Source organism: Pseudomonas sp. IT-P260, from assembly GCF_949768395.1.
Taxonomy (GTDB): domain Bacteria; phylum Pseudomonadota; class Gammaproteobacteria; order Pseudomonadales; family Pseudomonadaceae; genus Aquipseudomonas; species Aquipseudomonas parakoreensis.
In genome coordinates this window covers 703,891-721,679 of the sequence record NZ_CATKPO010000011.1, presented here as the reverse complement: position 1 = coordinate 721,679, position 17,789 = coordinate 703,891, and the positions used below count along the sequence as shown (strand labels likewise).

Here is a 17,789-nt window from a genome sequence, read left to right as displayed (position 1 = left end):
AAGCAGGGAGCCTGATGTGAGCCTATTAGAAGAAAACCAATCGACAGACCTGGAAAAAATGGTCGGCCTCAGCCGTCGCGGTTTCATCAGCGCCGGTGCGCTGTGCGGCGCCGCCATGTTCCTCGGCGGCAACCTGCTCAGCCGCAGCGCGCTGGCCACCGGCATCAGCGCCGGCAACAGCCGCCTGCTCGGTTTCGAGAGCATTCCCGCCGCGACCACCGACGTCATCAGCCTGCCCAAGGGCTACAAGTCCTCGGTGCTGATCAGTTGGGGTCAGCCATTGCACAAGAATGGCCCGGCGTTCGACCCGAGCGGCAATGGCACCGCCGCCGCACAGGAAGTGCAGTTCGGTGACAACAACGACGGCATGAGCCTGTTCGAATTCCCCGACGACAGAAACCGCGCGTTGATGGCGATCAACAACGAATACACCAACTACCGCTACCTCTACTCGCACGGCGGCATGCCGCAATCGGCCGAGGACGTGCGCAAGGCACTGGCCTGCGAAGGTGTGTCGGTGATCGAAGTGCAGCGCAAGAACGGCCAATGGCAGTTCGTCCAGGGCTCGCGTTACAACCGGCGCATCCACGGCAATTCGCCGCTGCGCATCAGCGGCCCGGCCGCCGGTCACGAGCTGATGAAGACGGCCGCCGACAAGCACGGCAAGAGAGTCCTCGGCACCTTCCAGAACTGCGCCAACGGCAAGACACCGTGGGGCACCTATCTGACCTGCGAAGAAAACTTTACCGACTGCTTTGGCAGCAGCAACGCCCAGCAGCAGTTCGACCCGGCGCAGAAGCGTTACGGTGTGTCGGCGGCCAGCCGCGAGATCAACTGGCATCCGTTCGATCCACGCTTCGACATGGCCAAGAACCCCAACGAGCTCAACCGTCACGGCTGGGTGGTCGAGATCGATCCGTTCGATCCGCAATCGACCCCGGTCAAACGTACCGCGCTGGGTCGCTTCAAACATGAAAACGCCGCACTGACCGAGACCGACGACGGCCGCGCCGTGGTGTACATGGGCGACGACGAACGGGGCGAGTTCATCTACAAATTCGTCAGCCGCGACCGCATCAACCACCGCAACGCCAAGGCCAACCGCAACATCCTCGACCACGGCACTTTGTACGTGGCGAAATTCGATGCCGGTGACGGCAACCCGGATCATCCGAAAGGCCAGGGCCAGTGGATCGAACTGACCCATGGCAAGAACGGCATCGACGCCAGCAGCGGTTTCGCCGATCAGGCCGAAGTGCTGATCCACGCCCGTCTCGCCGCCAGCGTGGTCGGCGCCACGCGCATGGACCGCCCGGAATGGATCGTGGTCAGCCCGAAGGACGGCCAGGTTTATTGCACCCTGACCAACAACGCCAAACGCGGCGAAGACGGGCAGCCGGTGGGCGGGCCGAACCCGCGCGCGAAGAACGTCTACGGGCAGATCCTGCGCTGGCGCACCGACCGCGACGATCACGCCTCGAAGACCTTCGCCTGGGATCTGTTTGTGGTCGCCGGCAATCCAGGCGTCCATGCCGGTACGCCGAAGGGCGGCTCGTCGAACATCACCCCGCAGAACATGTTCAACAGCCCGGACGGGCTGGGCTTCGACAAGGCCGGGCGCTTGTGGATTCTGACGGACGGCGACTCGAGCAATGCCGGCGACTTTGCCGGGATGGGCAACAACCAGATGCTCTGTGCCGATCCCAAGACCGGCGAGATTCGCCGCTTCATGGTCGGGCCGATTGGTTGCGAAGTCACCGGGATCAGCTTCTCGCCGGACCAGAAGACCCTGTTTGTCGGGATTCAGCACCCGGGCGAGAACGGTGGTTCGACCTTCCCTGAGCATTTGCCGAATGGCAAGCCGCGCTCCTCGGTGATGGCGATTACCCGTGAGGACGGTGGAATCGTCGGCGCCTGATAAATCGCTTTCGCGAGCAGGCTCGCTCCCACAGAGGATTGCATTCCAAATGTGGGAGCGAGCCTGCTCGCGAAGGGGCTTGACCAGACACCAACCCACTCCCCCACTGCCATCTGCGCTACCATGCTGGGCCGGACGCGGCAGCCTGCTGCGCGCAGGAGTCAGCATGGCCCACCCGTTTGAAACCCTTACACCCGATCTCGTGCTCGATGCCGTCGAAAGCATCGGCTTCCTCAGTGATGCGCGCATTCTCGCGCTCAACAGCTACGAAAACCGCGTCTATCAGGTCGGCATCGAAGACTCCGAACCGCTGATCGCCAAGTTCTATCGCCCGCAGCGCTGGACCAATGACGCCATCCTCGAAGAACACCAATTCACCTTCGAACTGGCCGACGTCGAAATCCCGGTGGTGGCGCCGCTGATCCACAACGGCCAGACCCTGCACGAACACGCCGGTTTCCGTTTCACCCTGTTCCCGCGTCGCGGCGGCCGTGCGCCGGAGCCGGGTAATCTCGATCAGTTGTATCGCCTCGGCCAGTTGCTCGGGCGCATTCATGCGGTCGGCGCCACCAAGCCGTTCGAACACCGTGAAGCCCTCGGCGTGCAGAACTTCGGCCATGCCTCGCTGGCAACATTGCTTGAAGGCAACTTCATCCCCAAGAGCCTCCTGCCAGCCTACGAGTCTGTGGCCCGCGACTTGCTCAAGCGTGTCGAAGATGTCTACGCCGCCACGCCGCACCAGAACATCCGCATGCACGGCGACTGCCACCCCGGCAACATGATGTGCCGCGATGAAATGTTCCACATCGTCGACCTCGACGACTGCCGCATGGGCCCGGCCGTGCAGGACATCTGGATGATGCTGGCGGGCGATCGTCAGGAATGCCTCGGCCAGCTCTCGGAACTGATGGACGGCTACAACGAATTCCACGACTTCGATCCGCGCGAACTGGCGCTGATCGAACCGCTGCGCGCCCTGCGGCTGATGCACTACAGCGCGTGGCTGGCGCGGCGCTGGGACGACCCGGCGTTTCCGCACAGCTTTCCTTGGTTCGGCACCGAACGGTATTGGGGCGATCAGGTGTTGGCGCTGCGTGAACAGCTTTCGGCGCTTAACGAAGAACCCCTGAAACTGTTCTGATTCACCAATATTCATATGGGAGCGAGCCTGCTCGCGAATACGGACTGACATTCAACACTGATGTCGACTGAAACGACGCCTTCGCGAGCAGGCTCGCTCCCACAATTGTCCGCCGTTCACAATTTCCTGATCATTGCGCTACGGCATTCGTCGACAAACCTCCTTACAATCCCTCCTTTGTTAGCTGCCTAAGCAAGGATTCTGCATGCAAGCCGCCAACCCGCGTCGCGGGTACATTCTGGGCCTGAGCGCCTACATCATCTGGGGTCTGTTCCCGATCTACTTCAAAGCCATCGCCGAAGTACCCGCTGTCGAGATCATCATTCACCGGGTGCTGTGGTCGGCGCTGTTCGGCGCCCTGTTGCTGATGGTGTGGAAGCATCCGGGCTGGTTGCGTGAATTGCTCGACAACCCCAAACGCCTGGCGATTCTGGCCCTGAGCGGTACCTTGATCGCGGCCAACTGGCTGACCTACGTGTGGTCGGTGAACAACGGACGCATGCTCGAAGCGAGTCTCGGTTATTACATCAACCCGCTGGTCAATGTGCTGTTGGGGATGCTGATTCTCGGCGAACGCCTGCGGCGCATGCAGTGGATCGCCGTGGGGCTGGCGGCCATCGGCGTAGCGCAGCAAGTGTGGCAGGTCGGCAGTCTGCCGTGGGTGTCGCTGGTGCTGGCGCTGACCTTTGGTTTTTACGGCTTGATCCGCAAACAGGCGCCGGTCAAAGCCTTGCCGGGGCTGGTCGTGGAAACCTGGATGCTGGTGCCGATCGCCATTGCCTGGCTGTTGTTCAACCAGACCGCAACCAGCGCGCAACCGGAGTTCTGGACCACCTCGCAAGCCTGGTGGCTGGTAGCCGCCGGCCCGGTGACGCTGGTGCCGCTGGTGTGCTTCAACGCTGCCACGCGCCACCTGCCTTACACCACCATCGGCTTCCTGCAATACCTGGCACCAACCCTGGTGCTGCTGCAGGCGGTGTTGCTGTTTGGTGAGCATCTGTCGTCGAGCACGCTGATCGCGTTCATCTTTATCTGGGCCGGTCTGGCCGTTTACAGCGTCGATGCGGTGATCAGTTTGCGTCGGCGCAGCTGATCAAAAAACGCACAAAGCTTCGCAGGCCACGATTCTCGTGGCCTGCAAGGTTCCTTCCCAAGGTTATCCACAACGTGATCCCCGCCGTTTGTGCGCAAGTCACTGAATGCTGGCGGTTTTTTGATCAGTTCCCGGCAAGCCACAGCCCGCGTGGCGTTGCGCCCGGTCTCTACAGGTTATCCACAGGCAGGTGCACGTTAAAACTGGATAACCCTGGCGGTGCTTAAACGTCTGTGCGTAACACCAGTTCGACCATCAGATCATCGGCCAGGGTTTCCAGGCGCGATTGCAGCACGTCCAGCGACAGGGTCAGCGGCACCGCGAGAATTGCTTCGGCGTGGAATAACGGCTCGCTGCTCATCGGTGCCGGGCGCACTTCGGTCACCAGCCGTTCGAGGTTCACCCCCTGCTCGCTGAGCAAACGGGTGATGTCGCGCACGATGCCCGGACGGTCGTTGCCCACCAGCTCCATGGCGATCGGTTTCCAGGTACAGGACTGCTCGATGCCGCTCTCGGCAATCAGCACACGAATGCCCTGCGCCGACAGTGCTTGTAGGGAATCGACTAATTCGTCGTAAGCCTCCGCCGGCACGCCCACCCGCAGAATCCCGGCGAACTGCCCGGCCATCCGTGACATGCGGCTTTCCAGCCAGTTACCGCCATGCTCGGCGATGCATTGGGCGATGCGCTCGACCTGCCCGGGCTTGTCCGGAGCAAACACAGTGAGTACGAGATGGTCCATGGCGCAGCCCTCTTGTCATGACTTTTGTTATAGAAAGGCAAGTATAGGCAAGGGCCGACATTCAACCGCCATGCTCAAGTGAACATCACCTGTGGCGAGGGAGCTTGCTCCCGCTGGCGGCCGCAGGACGCCCTCTTCAGTCAGTAATATCTTTTGCGGATGCTTCGCACCCGAGCGGGAGCAAGCTCCCTCGCCACAAATGCAGGCGCAACGAAGCTGAATGGGAGCTGCACAGCATTTATGTGTACAACTTTTTATATTTAACTGGAACAATCTGCTGGTTTTTTGAGAACATCCCGTTCCGCGACGTGACCGCAATGCGTCATGAGGTCGCAGAACGACGTAATTAGTCTGATTTTCACAAGCGCAACTCATCATGTAGTATGCCGCAGCGCGCACTACATAACGCTGGATCGATGTCTGCCCAAGGCACGTTCGCAATCCTGAAAGCCCCGTCAGCAAGGCCCCCAAGCCGTTGATTGGTCCCAGCCCAGCCGCCAGCAATGGCATGTACTGGTCGGAAGGTTTGTGGTTTAAATGGCCAGAGGCTTCATTGTTAAATTGAAGAGCTGAAAAGCGAAATAGCTGAGCAGAGTGAGGCAAGCAATGACTGAACACGTTCAAGTCGGTGGCCTGCAGGTCGCCAAAGTCCTGTTCGACTTCGTGAACAACGAAGCCATTCCCGGTACCGGCCTCACCGCCGAAAAATTCTGGGAAGGTGCCGACAAGGTCATTCATGACCTGGCGCCGAAGAACAAAGCCCTACTCGCCAAACGCGATGACTTCCAGGCTCGTCTTGATGCCTGGCATCAGGAACACGCCGGCCAGGCGCACGACGCCGTGGCCTACAAAGCCTTCCTGCAAGAAATCGGTTATCTGCTGCCAGAAGCGGCTGATTTCCAGGCAACGACGCAAAACGTCGATGATGAAATCGCCCGCACCGCCGGCCCGCAACTCGTGGTGCCGGTGATGAACGCCCGCTTCGCCCTCAATGCCTCGAACGCCCGCTGGGGTTCGCTGTACGACGCCCTGTATGGCACCGACGCGATCAGCGAAGACGGTGGCGCGGAAAAAGGCAAAGGCTACAACAAGGTGCGTGGCGACAAAGTCATCGCCTTCGCCCGTGCGTTCCTCGACGAAGCGGCGCCACTGGCTGCCGGCTCTCATGTCGACTCCACCGGTTACAAGATCGCTGACGGCAAACTGCTGGTCTCCCTCAAGGGCGGCAGCAACACCGGTCTGCGCGACGATGCTCAGCTGATCGGTTTCCAGGGCGATGCCAATGCGCCGATCGCGATCCTGCTGAAAAACCACGGTCTGCATTTCGAAATCCAGATCGACGCCAGCACCCCGGTCGGCCAGACCGACGCCGCCGGCGTCAAAGACATCCTGATGGAAGCGGCACTGACCACCATCATGGACTGCGAAGACTCCGTGGCCGCCGTCGATGCCGACGACAAAGTGGTGATCTACCGCAACTGGCTCGGCCTGATGAAGGGCGACCTGTCCGAAGAAGTCGCCAAGGGCGGCCAGACCTTCACCCGCACCATGAACCCGGATCGCACCTACACCAAGGTCGATGGCAGTGAACTGACCCTGCACGGGCGCTCGCTGTTGTTCGTGCGTAACGTCGGTCACCTGATGACCATCGACGCGATCCTCGACAAGCACGGCAACGAAGTGCCGGAAGGCATTCTCGACGGTCTGGTGACCTGCCTGGCGGCGATGCACAACCTCAACGGCAACACCTCGCGCAAGAACACTCGCACCGGCTCGGTCTACATCGTTAAACCGAAGATGCACGGCCCGGAAGAAGCGGCGTTCACCAACGAGTTGTTCGGTCGTATCGAAGACGTGCTGGGCCTTGCCCGCAACACCCTGAAAGTCGGGATCATGGACGAGGAGCGCCGCACCACGGTCAACCTCAAGGCCTGCATCAAGGCTGCCAGCGAGCGTGTGGTGTTCATCAACACCGGCTTCCTCGACCGCACCGGTGACGAAATCCACACCTCCATGGAAGCCGGCCCGATGGTGCGCAAGGCCGACATGAAGGCCGAAAAGTGGATCGGCGCCTACGAGAACTGGAACGTCGATATCGGTCTGAGCACCGGCCTGCAAGGTCGAGCGCAAATCGGTAAAGGCATGTGGGCGATGCCCGACCTGATGGCAGCGATGCTCGAACAGAAAATCGCTCACCCACTGGCCGGTGCCAACACTGCCTGGGTACCGTCGCCGACCGCCGCTGCACTGCACGCGCTGCATTATCACAAGGTCGACGTGTTCGCCCGTCAGGCCGAACTGGCCAAGCGTGCCCGCGCTTCGGTGGACGACATCCTGACCATTCCGCTGGCAGTCAACCCGAGCTGGACGCCGGAGCAGATCAAGAACGAACTGGACAACAACGCACAGGGCATTCTCGGTTACGTGGTGCGCTGGATCGACCAGGGCGTGGGTTGCTCGAAAGTGCCGGACATCAACGACGTGGGCCTGATGGAAGACCGTGCGACGCTGCGGATCTCCAGCCAGCACATCGCCAACTGGCTGCGCCACGGTATCGTCACCGAGGCGCAAGTGATGGAAAGCCTCAAGCGCATGGCGCCGGTGGTCGATCGGCAGAACGCCAACGACCCGCTGTACCGTCCGCTGGCACCGAACTTCGACAGCAATATCGCCTTCCAGGCGGCGGTCGAACTGGTGATCGAAGGCACCAAACAGCCGAACGGCTACACCGAGCCGGTACTGCACCGTCGTCGTCGCGAGTTCAAGAAGGCCAACGGCCTGTAAATTTGCGCTGATGTGAAAAAGCCCTGGTCGAGAGATCAGGGCTTTTTCTTTGGAAAGCAAAATCAAAAGATCGCAGCCTTCGGCAGCTCCTACAGGTGATTTCCTGTAGGAGCTGCCGAAGGCTGCGATCTTTTGATCTGCAAAAAGTCAGGGCTCGATGCCCAATTCGTGTTTGACCAGGCCCAGCAACTTGGCCGTATCAATCGGCTTGAGCAGAAAATCCACCACGCTCAGATGCATCGCGGCAATCGCGTCTTTTACATCGGCATCGCCGGAAACAATGATGATCGGCATCGCTGCCCGCACCGATTCACGTACCTGGCGGATCAAGTCCAGACCATCAACGTTGCCCATGCGCAGATCGGTGATCACCAGACCAATCGAGGGTTTTTCCGCAAGCATCTTCAGTGCGGTTTCACCGCTGGCGGCGGTCATGCAGTGAATACCGTCCAACGCGAGAATCTCCGACAACAGCTCCCGGGCGTCCTTGTCGTCATCGACGATCAGCACACGCTGCGGCGGCAAGTCGGGTTCGAGCATGACAGCGCTGAGCGCTTCACGCTCGGCGTCGCTCAAAATATCGTGGTCGGACATGGCACTCTCTACGTTTTCAATTCAGTCACCTGGCACAGTCGTCAGACATCGCTAAGCACAGCTTCAATGTGCACTTCGTCGGATTTTTTTCCAAGAGGCTGACGCGAGAATTTCCGACTGTTTTTGTAGGGTTCTTCCCAAATGTGCCGAACGGCAACCCCAACCTAGACTTACGTCCAATGGGCACCCTGCACGCAGGGGCCGACCATGGCTGCATCGATCCGACAACAACAATTCAAAAAAGACTGCGGTAATGGTTATGAGTAAAGCGGACGCCTTCACCCAGGCAGGGAAAACCGCGGTGTTGCAGAACATTCAGGGCACCCTGCAATTCCTCCAGCGCTTCCCGCCCTTCAATCAGATGGAACACGCCCACCTGGCTTTTCTGGTGGAGCAATGTCAGCTGCGCTTCTATGGCCAGGGCGAAAGCATCATCAAGCCCGCCGACGGGCCGGTCGAATATTTCTACATCGTCAAACAGGGCCGCGTGATCGGCGAGCGTCAGCACATCACCCGGCCCGGCACCGAAACCACCTTCGAGATCACCACCGGAGAATGCTTCCCGTTGGCCGCACTGATTGGCGAACGGGCGACCCGCACCGAACACCTGGCCGGCGAAGACACCTTCTGTCTGCAGTTGAACAAACCGGCGTTCATCAAACTGTTTGCCCTGTCCGGCAGCTTCCGCGATTTCGCCCTGCGCGGGGTCAGCAGCCTGCTCGATCAGGTCAACCAGCAGGTCCAGCAGAAAGCCGTGGAAACCCTCGGAACCCAGTATTCGCTCAACACCCGCCTCGGCGAATTGGCGATGCGCCATCCGGTGACCTGCAGCCCCGACACGCCACTGCGCGAAGCAGTGAAGCTGATGCACGAGCAACAAGTCGGCAGCATCGTCGCGGTGGATGAACACAAGGCGCCGCTGGGGATCTTCACCCTGCGCGATCTGCGCGAAGTGGTCGCCAATGGCAGCGGTGATTTCAGCGAAGCCATCGAGCGGCACATGACCTGTTCGCCGTTCTTTCTGTCGCCGGATCACAGCGCCTTCGACGCGGCGATCGCCATGACCGAACGGCACATCGCCCACGTCTGTCTGGTCAAGGATCAGCGCTTGTGTGGCGTGGTGTCCGAGCGCGATCTGTTCTCCCTGCAACGGGTCGATCTGGTGCACCTGGCCCGGACCATCCGCAGTGCCCAGCGCATCGAGCAACTGGTGAGTCTGCGCGGCGAGATCGGCCAACTGGTCGAACGCATGTTGGCTCACGGTGCGTCTTCGACGCAGATCACTCACATCATCACCCTGCTCAACGACCACACCGTGTGCCGGGTGATCGAACTGACCCTCGCCGAAAAAGGCGACCCCGGCGTGCCGTTCAGTTGGTTGTGCTTCGGCAGTGAGGGCCGGCGCGAACAGACGCTGCACACCGATCAGGACAACGGCATTCTCTTCGAAGCACGGGACGCGGCGCAGGCGGCGGAGATTCGCGGCAAGCTGCTGCCGATCGCCCAGCAGATCAACCAGAGCCTGGCGCAGTGCGGCTTCAGCCTGTGCAAGGGCAACATCATGGCCGGCAATCCCGAGCTGTGTCTGTCGCGGGCGGAATGGGCGCGACGCTTTGCAGCGTTCATTCGCGAGGCGACGCCGGAGAACCTGCTCGGTTCGAGTATCTACTTCGACCTGCGAGTGGTCTGGGGCGACGAGAAAGGTTGCGCACAACTGCGCCGCGGGATTCTCGACCAGGTCGGCGACAACCGTTTGTTCCAGCGCATGATGGCCGAGAACGCGCTGCGCAATCGCCCGCCCGTGGGGCGTTTCCGCGAGTTTGTGCTGGCGCGCAAAAACGGCGAGAAAGCCACCCTCGACCTCAAGGTCCAGGGCCTGACGCCCTTCGTCGACGGCGCACGCCTGTTGGCACTGGCGCATGGCATCGAAACCAACAACACCCTCGAACGCTTGCGTCAACTGGTCGAAAAACAAGTCATCGAACGGCTCGACGGCGCGGCTTATGAAGAGGCTTATCACTTCATCCAGCAGACGCGCATGCAGCAGCATCAGATCCAGACCCGTGAAAATCTGCCCTGGTCCAACCGCGTCGACCCGGACAGCCTCAACCATCTGGACCGGCGCATCCTGCGTGAATCGCTGCGCCAAGCGCAGCGCCTGCAAAGCAGCCTGGCCTTGCGGTATCAGCTATGAGCCTGTTTTCGTGGCTGCGGCCGGCCAGCCCTCTGCTGTCGACAGACCTGCAACAACGTCTGGCGAAGTTGCCGAAGATCAGCGAACTGAAAGAATGCAGCCTGCGCGAGCAGCGCTGGGTGGTGCTCGATCTGGAAACCACCGGGCTGAACCTGAACAAGGATCGCGTGCTGTCGATCGGCGCGGTGGTGATCGAAGACGGCGCGATCGACTTCAGTCAGCAGTTTGAGCGCACCCTGCAATGTCGGGAGCTGAAGCTCAGCCCGAGCGTGTTGATTCATGGCCTGGGGCCGAACGCGATTGCCGCCGGCAGCGACCCGGCCGAAGCGCTGCTGGAACTCATGGAGTTTATCGGCGACAGCCCGGTGCTGGCGTTTCATGCGTCCTTCGATCAGCACATGCTCGGACGCGCATTGAAGGAACACTTGGGCTACAAGCTGCAGAACGTGTTTCTGGATGTCGCGGACATGGCGCCGCTGTTGTGCCCGCAGGCGAATATTCGCGAGGCCGGGCTGGATGAATGGATCGACTGGTTCAGGCTAGAGGTGTTCGAGCGGCACAACGCGAGCGCCGATGCGCTGGCCACGGCGGAGCTGGCGTTGATCCTGTTCAGCCGGGCGCGGCAGCAGCAGATTCATAGTCCGTTGAATCTGCAGCAGCGTTTGAGTCAGTGGAAACGCCGTCAGCAGGCGCCGTCCTTCTAGATTTTCGGCCGAACCACATCCCCTGCGGCAGCTCCTACAGGGCTCACCATTAACTTCACCCGACCAGTGGCCAATTGCTAACCATTCCCACCTCTGCGAGAATTGCGAACAATTCTCGTTGGTTAGCATTTCCCAATCGGTGCGTCTGGTGTCGTCAGTCCCAAGCCCTCACAGTGAACTCGTCGGTGCGTTGTATCGCGACCATCGCGGTTGGCTACTGAGCTGGCTGCGGCGCAATGTGGCGTGCCCGCAACGGGCCGAAGACCTGAGCCAGGACACCTTCGTGCGCCTGCTCGGTCGCGATCAACTGCTGACTCCGCGCGAACCCCGGGCGTTTCTGGTGGCGATCGCCAAGGGCCTGTTGTTCGACTACTTCCGCCGCGCCGCGCTGGAGCAGGCCTATCTCGCCGAATTGATGCTGATCCCCGAAGGCGAACAACCTTCGGTGGAAGAACAGCAACTGATCCTCGAAGACCTCAAGGCCATCGACCGTCTGCTCGGCAAACTGTCGACCAAGGCCCGCGCCGCGTTTCTTTATAACCGCCTCGACGGCCTCGGCCACGCCGAAATCGCCGCGAAGCTCGGCGTCTCGGTGCCCCGCGTGCGGCAATACCTCGCGCAGGGCATTCGCCAGTGCTACATCGCCCTCTACGGTGAGCCGACATGAATCCGGCCAGCTCCAAACCGGTCTCGGCCCGGGTGCTGGACGCGGCGATTGCCTGGCAATTGTCGCTGGATTCCGGCAGTCCGCTGGAGCGCGAGGAGTTCGCCAAATGGCATGCGGCCCATGAAGAACACGCCCGCGCCTGGCGCCAACTGGGCATGCTCGATCAGCGCTTCAACGTCGCCAACGGCCCGGCCCGCGCGGCCTTGCTGCAATCGCGCGACAGCATTCGGCGGCGCGTGCGCAAGCTCGGCAGTGGGTTGGCCAGCGTGGTGGCGGTGATTGGTCTGGCGCTGTTTGCCGGTGATCGGTATTTGCCTCTGGATTACTGGCTTGCCGATCAACGCACAGCCACCGGCGAACAGCGCACGGTGCGCCTGGCCGATGGCACCGTGCTCAATCTCAACACCCACAGCGCGGTGGATGTGCGCTTCGATGCCAGGCAACGGCTGATCGTATTGCAGGAAGGCGAAATCATGGTCGAAACCGGCCATGGCGATGCGCGGCCGTTCATCGTCGAAACCCGCGAAGGCAGCATGCGCGCGTTGGGCACGCGGTTTCTGGTCAAGCGTGAAGACCAGGGTACGCGTCTGAGCGTGTTGCAATCGGCGGTGGCGGCGCATCCGCAAAGCCATCCTGAAGAGCAGATCCTGCGTGAAGGCCAGCAAGTGCTGATCCGCAATGACGGCCTCGACGCGGTCGCTGCGCTCACGCCCGGCGCCGATGCCTGGACCCGCGGCATGCTGGTGGTGGATAACGCTCGATTGGAAGATCTGGTGCGTGAGCTTGGACGCTACCGGCGCGGGCATCTGGGCGTGGCACCGGAAGTCGCTGACCTGCGCATCACCGGCAGTTTCCCGCTGCACGACACCGACAAGGCCTTGAGCGCCCTGCTGCCGACCCTGCCGGTGCAGATCGAGCAGCACACCCCGTATTGGGTCACGGTGGCGAAGGCTGATACCAAACCCTGAATTACTTGGTGCCTGACAAATCGCTTTCGCGAGCAGGCTCGCTCCCACATTGGAATGCATTCACCTGTGGGAGCGAGCCTGCTCGCGAATGGGCCATCGGTAGCCCCCTGAAAAAGGCTCTGCCCACTCCTTCAGCAGCCCCACTTTTCAGTTAATCGACATTATTTTCATCCAGCCCTATCACTTTTCAATTCTCGTCCGGCACACAGGCAATTGAGAAATATTTCCATTCAGGAGCCTTCGCATGTCCCGTTCGCTAGACACCTTGTTGCGCCCCAGTCTGCTGGCCGTCGCCATTGCCCTCAGCGCGCCGCTGATCAGCAACCCGTTGCTCGCCGCTGAACAGGCGTCCAACGTGCGTACCTACAACCTGCCGGCGGCGCCGCTGTCGACAACGCTGAACCAGATCGCCAGCCAGGGTGGCCTCGCGCTGTCGCTCAATCCGTCGCTGGCGGCGGGCAAGACCTCGGCGCCGGTCAACGGGCAATACGACGCCGCCGGCGCTCTGCGCGCAGCGCTGCAAGGCACCGGTCTGCAACTGGAACAAAGCAGCACTGGCACCTACAGCCTGGTAGCCGTGCCTGAAGGGACACTGGCGCTGCCGGAAACCGCCGTGATCGGCGTGGAAAACCTGGAAACGGCCTGGGGCCCGGTCGAGGGCTACACCGCCACTCGCACCGCCGCCGGTACCAAGACCGACACCGCACTGGTCGAAGCACCGCGCTCGATCTCGGTCGCCACCCGTCAGCAAATGGACGACCGCAGCGTGCACAGCCTCGATGACGCCGTGCGCTACATGCCAGGCATCACCGCCAGCAGCTACGGCAGCGACACCCGCGCCGACTGGCTGCGCGTGCGCGGTTTCGAGCCGACCCAGTTCCTCGATGGCCTGCCGCTGCCCAAAGGCGTGTACGCCAACCCGAAACAGGAAACCTGGAACCTCGATCGCCTCGCCCTGCTGCGCGGCCCGGCCTCCTCCGTCTACGGCCAGACCCCACCGGGCGGCCTGCTGGACATGGTCAGCCGGCGCCCGAGCAGCGACGCCAGCAGCGAAATCCAGCTGCAGTACGGCAGCGACAACCACCGCCAGATCAACTTCGCCAGCACCGGCAAGATCGACGACGCCGGCCAGTTTCTCTACGGCATCAGCGGTGTGGTGCGCGACAGCGACACGCAAATCGATCACATCGAAAACAAGCGCTACAACATCGCGCCAAGCCTGACCTGGAACATCGACGACGACACCAAGTTCACCCTGCTGAGCCAGTTCACCCGCGACGATACCGGGATTACCAGCCAGTTCCTGCCGGTGCAGGGCACCAAGATCGACATGCCGTTCGGTAGCGTCTCGCACCACAAAAACCTCGGCGACCCGGATTGGGAATACTACGACCGCACTTACTACGCGCTCGGTTATGCGTTTGAACACCGGCTGAACGATGTCTGGCAGTTCAAGCAGAACCTGCGTTACACCAAGTCGGATCTGTCGTTCCAGGCCTTGACCGTCGGTTCTTACCCGTACACCCAGGTGGACGATCAAGGCAACGTCGGGCGCACCAGCACCAGCGTTGACGAAGACATCAGCCAGTTCGCGGTGGACAACAACTTCCAGGCCGACTTCACCACCGGTGACATTCGCCACACCGTGCTGTTGGGGCTGGACCACCAGCGCAGCAACACCAACTACCTGTCGATCTACGGTGACGGTCTGAAAACCAACGTGCTGAAGCCGATCTACGGCCAGCCGATCGTTCGTCCGGATCGCTCGACCGCGTATTACGACTACGACCAGAAGACCTACCAGACCGGCCTCTACGTGCAGGACCAGATGGCCCTCGACCAATGGCGCCTGACACTGGGCGGTCGTGAAGACTGGGTCCACACCGGCACCAAATTCTTCAACAAGGCCGACGCGACCAACACCCAGCGCGACAAGAACTTCAGCGGTAACGCAGCCCTCAGCTACGTGTTCGACTCAGGCTTCGTCCCGTACATTTCCTACGCCGAATCCTTCCAGCCCACCACCGGCGCCGACGCCTCCTCCACCGGTTCGCTGAAGCCGACCGAAGGCAAGCAGTGGGAAATGGGCGTCAAGTACCAGCCACCGGGCAGCAAGACCCTGCTGACCGCCGCCGTGTATGACCTGACGCAGAAAAACGTCGCAGTCACCACCACCGTCGGCAACACCCCGATCACCAGCCAGACCGGCGAAGTGAAAGTCAAAGGCCTGGAACTGGAGGCGACCTCGGACGTCACCGATAACCTGAAAGTGATTGCCGCCTACACCCTGGCCAAGTCCGAAGTGCAGAAAGGCGACTACAAAGGCAACCGCCTGCAGCTGATGCCGAACCAACAGGCCTCGCTGTGGACCGATTACACCTGGCACAACGGCGTACTCGACGGCTTCGGTATCGGCGGTGGCGTGCGTTACACCGGCAACACCTACGGCGATCAGGGCAACACTTGGCTGGGCAAGGCCAATGCTTACACGGTGTTCGACGCCTCCGTGCATTACGACCTCGGCCGCCTGGACAACAGCCTCAAAGGTGCATCGGTCGCGGTCAATGCCACCAATCTGTTCGACAAGGACTACATCTCCACCTGCGACGGCTTCTATTGCTACTACGGCGACCAGCGCAGCGTCGTCGCCAGCGCCACCTACAAGTGGTAAGCGCGTGAGCTGAAACAGGTCCTGTCACCAGGCCGTCCCCCGTGGACGGCTTCGGTGTTTTTGAAGGTCATGAAATGAAAAGTAAAACAATTCGCCGCTGGTCGTTCATCCACACTTGGACCAGCCTGATCTGCACCGTGTTTTTGCTGCTGTTGGCACTGACCGGTCTGCCGCTGATCTTCCATCACGAGATCGAGCACCTGCTCGGCGATGCCCCGCAAGTGCGCGAAATGCCCGCCGACACCCCGCACCTGAACCTGGCGCAACTGGTCGAGGCCGCAGAAAAGCATCGTCCCGGCGAAGTGGTGCAGTACTTCGGTTTCGAGGACGACGAGCCCAACGCCGTGCTGACCATCATGGCGAAAACCGCCGGTACCGAGCCGAATTCTTCGCACACGTTCATGCTCGATGCGCGCACCGGTGAAGCGCTGGAAACCCCGTCAGCCAATGGCGGGCTGATGCTGTTCATCCTGCGCCTGCATGTGGACATGTTCGCCGGCCTGCCGGGCAAGTTGCTGCTGGCGTTCATGGGTCTGCTGTTCGTGGTCGCGATCATTTCGGGAACTGTGTTGTACCTGCCGTTCATGCGCCGTTTGCAGTTCGGCACCGTGCGCCAGGACAAGTCCTCCCGGCTGCGCTGGCTCGACCTGCACAACCTGATCGGCGTGGTTACGCTGACCTGGGCGCTGGTGGTCGGTGTCACCGGAGTGATCAGCGCCTGTGCCGATCTGATCATCGCCGCGTGGCGCAATGACTCGCTGACTGCCATGGTCGCGCCCTACCGCGATGCCCCGCCGCTGACCCGACTGGCCCCGGCCACCCGTCTGCTCGACATCGCTCGGGACGTGGCGCCGGGGATGAACCCGGACTTCATCGCCTTCCCCGGTACGCGTTTTTCCAGCGAGCATCATTACGCGGTGTTCATGAAGGGCGGCACGCACCTGACCTCGCACCTGCTGACGCCGGTGCTGATCGACGCCGGCACCCTGCAGGTCACCGCGGTGGCCGAGCGCCCGTGGTACATGGACGCCATGGGCCTGTCGCAGCCATTGCACTTCGGTGACTACGGCGGCATGCCGATGAAAATCCTCTGGGCAACCCTCGACGTGCTGACCATCATCGTCCTTGGCAGTGGCGTGTATCTGTGGGTGGTGCGGCGTAAAGCGGCGAAACCGGTGACGGTGGAGGCTGCCGCATGAAGCCGCGTCAGAGCAATTTCTGGAAGGTCTTCAGCACGCCGCTGGTGATTGCGCTGCTGAGTGCGGCGGGGTTGTTTGCGGCGTTGTTGGGGGATGGGATCTGGGATGCGTTGAGCTGGGTCGGGCTGGGCGTTCCGGCGTATCTGGCCATAAGAGGTTTGTTGCAGCGCAGGTAGTTTTTGTGTTGTCGGTGATGGCCTCATCGCTGGCAAGCCAGCTCCCACGGGGGTTAATGCTGAATCTGAAATTTGTGTTCGCTGCAAAAACTGTGGGAGCTGGCTTGCCAGCGATGGCGATCTCACGGAACACCATCAATTCCTCGCCAGCCACAGTGGTTGTAGCTAGGCTAACCTGCTGTTCTTCGATGACCACCGAGGTTTGCCCATGTCCGCCCCCAGCATGACCCTGTTCCACAACACGCTCTCCCCGTTCGTGCGCAAAGTGATGGTGCTGCTGCATGAGACCGGCCAGCAGGATCGCGTCGCTCTGCAAGACTGCGTGCTCAGCCCGGTCAGCCCGGACGCTGCGCTCAACGCCGACAACCCGCTGGGCAAGATCCCGGCCCTGCGTCTGGCCGACGGCAGCGTCATCCATGACAGCCGCGTGATCCTCGAATACCTCGACCAGCAGCATGTCGGCAATCCACTGATCCCTCGCGAAGGTTCGGCCCGGTGGCGGCGTCTGACCCTGGCCTCGCTGGCCGACGGAATCATGGATGCCTCGGTGATGGTGCGTTACGAACTGGTATTGCGCGCCCCGGAAAAGCACTGGGACGAATGGCTCGAGGCCCAGCGCGAGAAGATCCGCCGCGCCCTGGCCTATCTGGAAGCTGACGCCATCGCCGAGCTGACCAGCCATTTCGATGTGGCCGCCATCAGCGTCGCCAGTGCGTTGGGTTACCTTGATCTGCGTCATCCGGATCTGGACTGGCGCAGCGCCAATCCGCAATTGGCCAACTGGTTCTTTGAAGTGAGTCAGCGACCGTCCATGGTCGCTACCCTGCCCAAGCCTTAAGGTTGCGGCGCCTGATCCGGCCCCTTCGCGAGCAGGCTCGCTCCCACATTGGAATGCGTACTCCTGTGGGAGCGAGCCTGCTCGCGAATGCACCAGCTCG

14 protein-coding genes are annotated in these 17,789 nt (G+C 61.4%); 12 read left to right on the top strand and 2 right to left on the bottom strand.

The annotated features are described in order from the left end of the window. The first annotated feature begins 16 nt into the window (after positions 1–16). The 3 genes from ACM6HV_RS10145 (at position 17) to rarD (ending at position 4,152) form a co-directional block, all read left to right on the top strand. A complete protein-coding gene (locus tag ACM6HV_RS10145) occupies positions 17–1,918 on the top strand; it encodes a PhoX family protein (RefSeq protein WP_414904107.1) in 1,902 nt (633 codons plus the stop codon). A 166-nt stretch (positions 1,919–2,084) separates the two neighbouring features. Further along, positions 2,085–3,059: a serine/threonine protein kinase gene (locus tag ACM6HV_RS10140; RefSeq protein ID WP_041069960.1), complete on the top strand. Its 975-nt coding sequence runs from the start codon at positions 2,085–2,087 to the stop codon at positions 3,057–3,059. A gap of 205 nt (positions 3,060–3,264) precedes the next feature. Beyond that, the gene (gene rarD, locus ACM6HV_RS10135; protein ID WP_041069958.1) at positions 3,265–4,152 is read left to right on the top strand and encodes an EamA family transporter RarD; all 888 of its coding nucleotides are present in this window, start codon (positions 3,265–3,267) and stop codon (positions 4,150–4,152) included. A gap of 223 nt (positions 4,153–4,375) precedes the next feature. Here rarD and ACM6HV_RS10130 read toward each other — a convergent pair whose 3' ends face one another. Further along, complete coding sequence (locus ACM6HV_RS10130; protein ID WP_007966538.1) at positions 4,376–4,894, bottom strand: glycine cleavage system protein R; 519 nt, start codon at positions 4,892–4,894, stop codon at positions 4,376–4,378. Between the two features lie 606 nt (positions 4,895–5,500). Here ACM6HV_RS10130 and ACM6HV_RS10125 point away from each other — a divergent pair. Continuing rightward, complete coding sequence (locus ACM6HV_RS10125) at positions 5,501–7,678, top strand: malate synthase G (protein WP_145593524.1); 2,178 nt, start codon at positions 5,501–5,503, stop codon at positions 7,676–7,678. 147 nt (positions 7,679–7,825) lie between these two features. Here the strand turns inward: ACM6HV_RS10125 and ACM6HV_RS10120 are convergent, their stop codons facing one another. Next, positions 7,826–8,272: a response regulator gene (locus ACM6HV_RS10120; protein WP_041069952.1), complete on the bottom strand. Its 447-nt coding sequence runs from the start codon at positions 8,270–8,272 to the stop codon at positions 7,826–7,828. Between the two features lie 259 nt (positions 8,273–8,531). Here ACM6HV_RS10120 and ACM6HV_RS10115 point away from each other — a divergent pair, with 259 nt between their 5' ends. The 8 genes from ACM6HV_RS10115 (at position 8,532) to ACM6HV_RS10080 (ending at position 17,689) form a co-directional block, all read left to right on the top strand. Next, the gene (locus tag ACM6HV_RS10115) at positions 8,532–10,466 is read left to right on the top strand and encodes a putative nucleotidyltransferase substrate binding domain-containing protein (protein ID WP_317453244.1); all 1,935 of its coding nucleotides are present in this window, start codon (positions 8,532–8,534) and stop codon (positions 10,464–10,466) included. Beyond that, complete coding sequence (locus ACM6HV_RS10110; RefSeq protein ID WP_414904106.1) at positions 10,463–11,170, top strand: PolC-type DNA polymerase III; 708 nt, start codon at positions 10,463–10,465, stop codon at positions 11,168–11,170. The genes ACM6HV_RS10115 and ACM6HV_RS10110 overlap by 4 nt, the downstream gene beginning before the upstream one ends. Before the next feature lie 148 nt (positions 11,171–11,318). Next, on the top strand, positions 11,319–11,837 hold the full coding sequence (locus ACM6HV_RS10105) for an RNA polymerase sigma factor (RefSeq protein WP_047297143.1): 519 nt from the start codon (positions 11,319–11,321) through the stop codon (positions 11,835–11,837). Then, complete coding sequence (locus ACM6HV_RS10100; RefSeq protein ID WP_414904105.1) at positions 11,834–12,805, top strand: FecR domain-containing protein; 972 nt, start codon at positions 11,834–11,836, stop codon at positions 12,803–12,805. The genes ACM6HV_RS10105 and ACM6HV_RS10100 overlap by 4 nt, the downstream gene beginning before the upstream one ends. A 244-nt stretch (positions 12,806–13,049) precedes the next feature. Beyond that, entirely contained in the window at positions 13,050–15,476 is a 2,427-nt protein-coding gene (locus ACM6HV_RS10095; RefSeq protein ID WP_414904104.1) for a TonB-dependent siderophore receptor, read from the top strand. 74 nt (positions 15,477–15,550) lie between these two features. After that, positions 15,551–16,675 carry a PepSY-associated TM helix domain-containing protein gene (locus ACM6HV_RS10090; protein WP_414904103.1) on the top strand — a complete coding sequence of 375 codons (1,125 nt, stop codon included), beginning with the start codon at positions 15,551–15,553 and terminating at the stop codon, positions 16,673–16,675. Further along, complete coding sequence (locus ACM6HV_RS10085; protein WP_041069939.1) at positions 16,672–16,851, top strand: hypothetical protein; 180 nt, start codon at positions 16,672–16,674, stop codon at positions 16,849–16,851. The genes ACM6HV_RS10090 and ACM6HV_RS10085 overlap by 4 nt, the downstream gene beginning before the upstream one ends. A 208-nt stretch (positions 16,852–17,059) precedes the next feature. Further along, positions 17,060–17,689 carry a glutathione S-transferase gene (locus ACM6HV_RS10080; protein WP_414904102.1) on the top strand — a complete coding sequence of 210 codons (630 nt, stop codon included), beginning with the start codon at positions 17,060–17,062 and terminating at the stop codon, positions 17,687–17,689. The last annotated feature ends 100 nt before the right edge of the window (positions 17,690–17,789 follow it).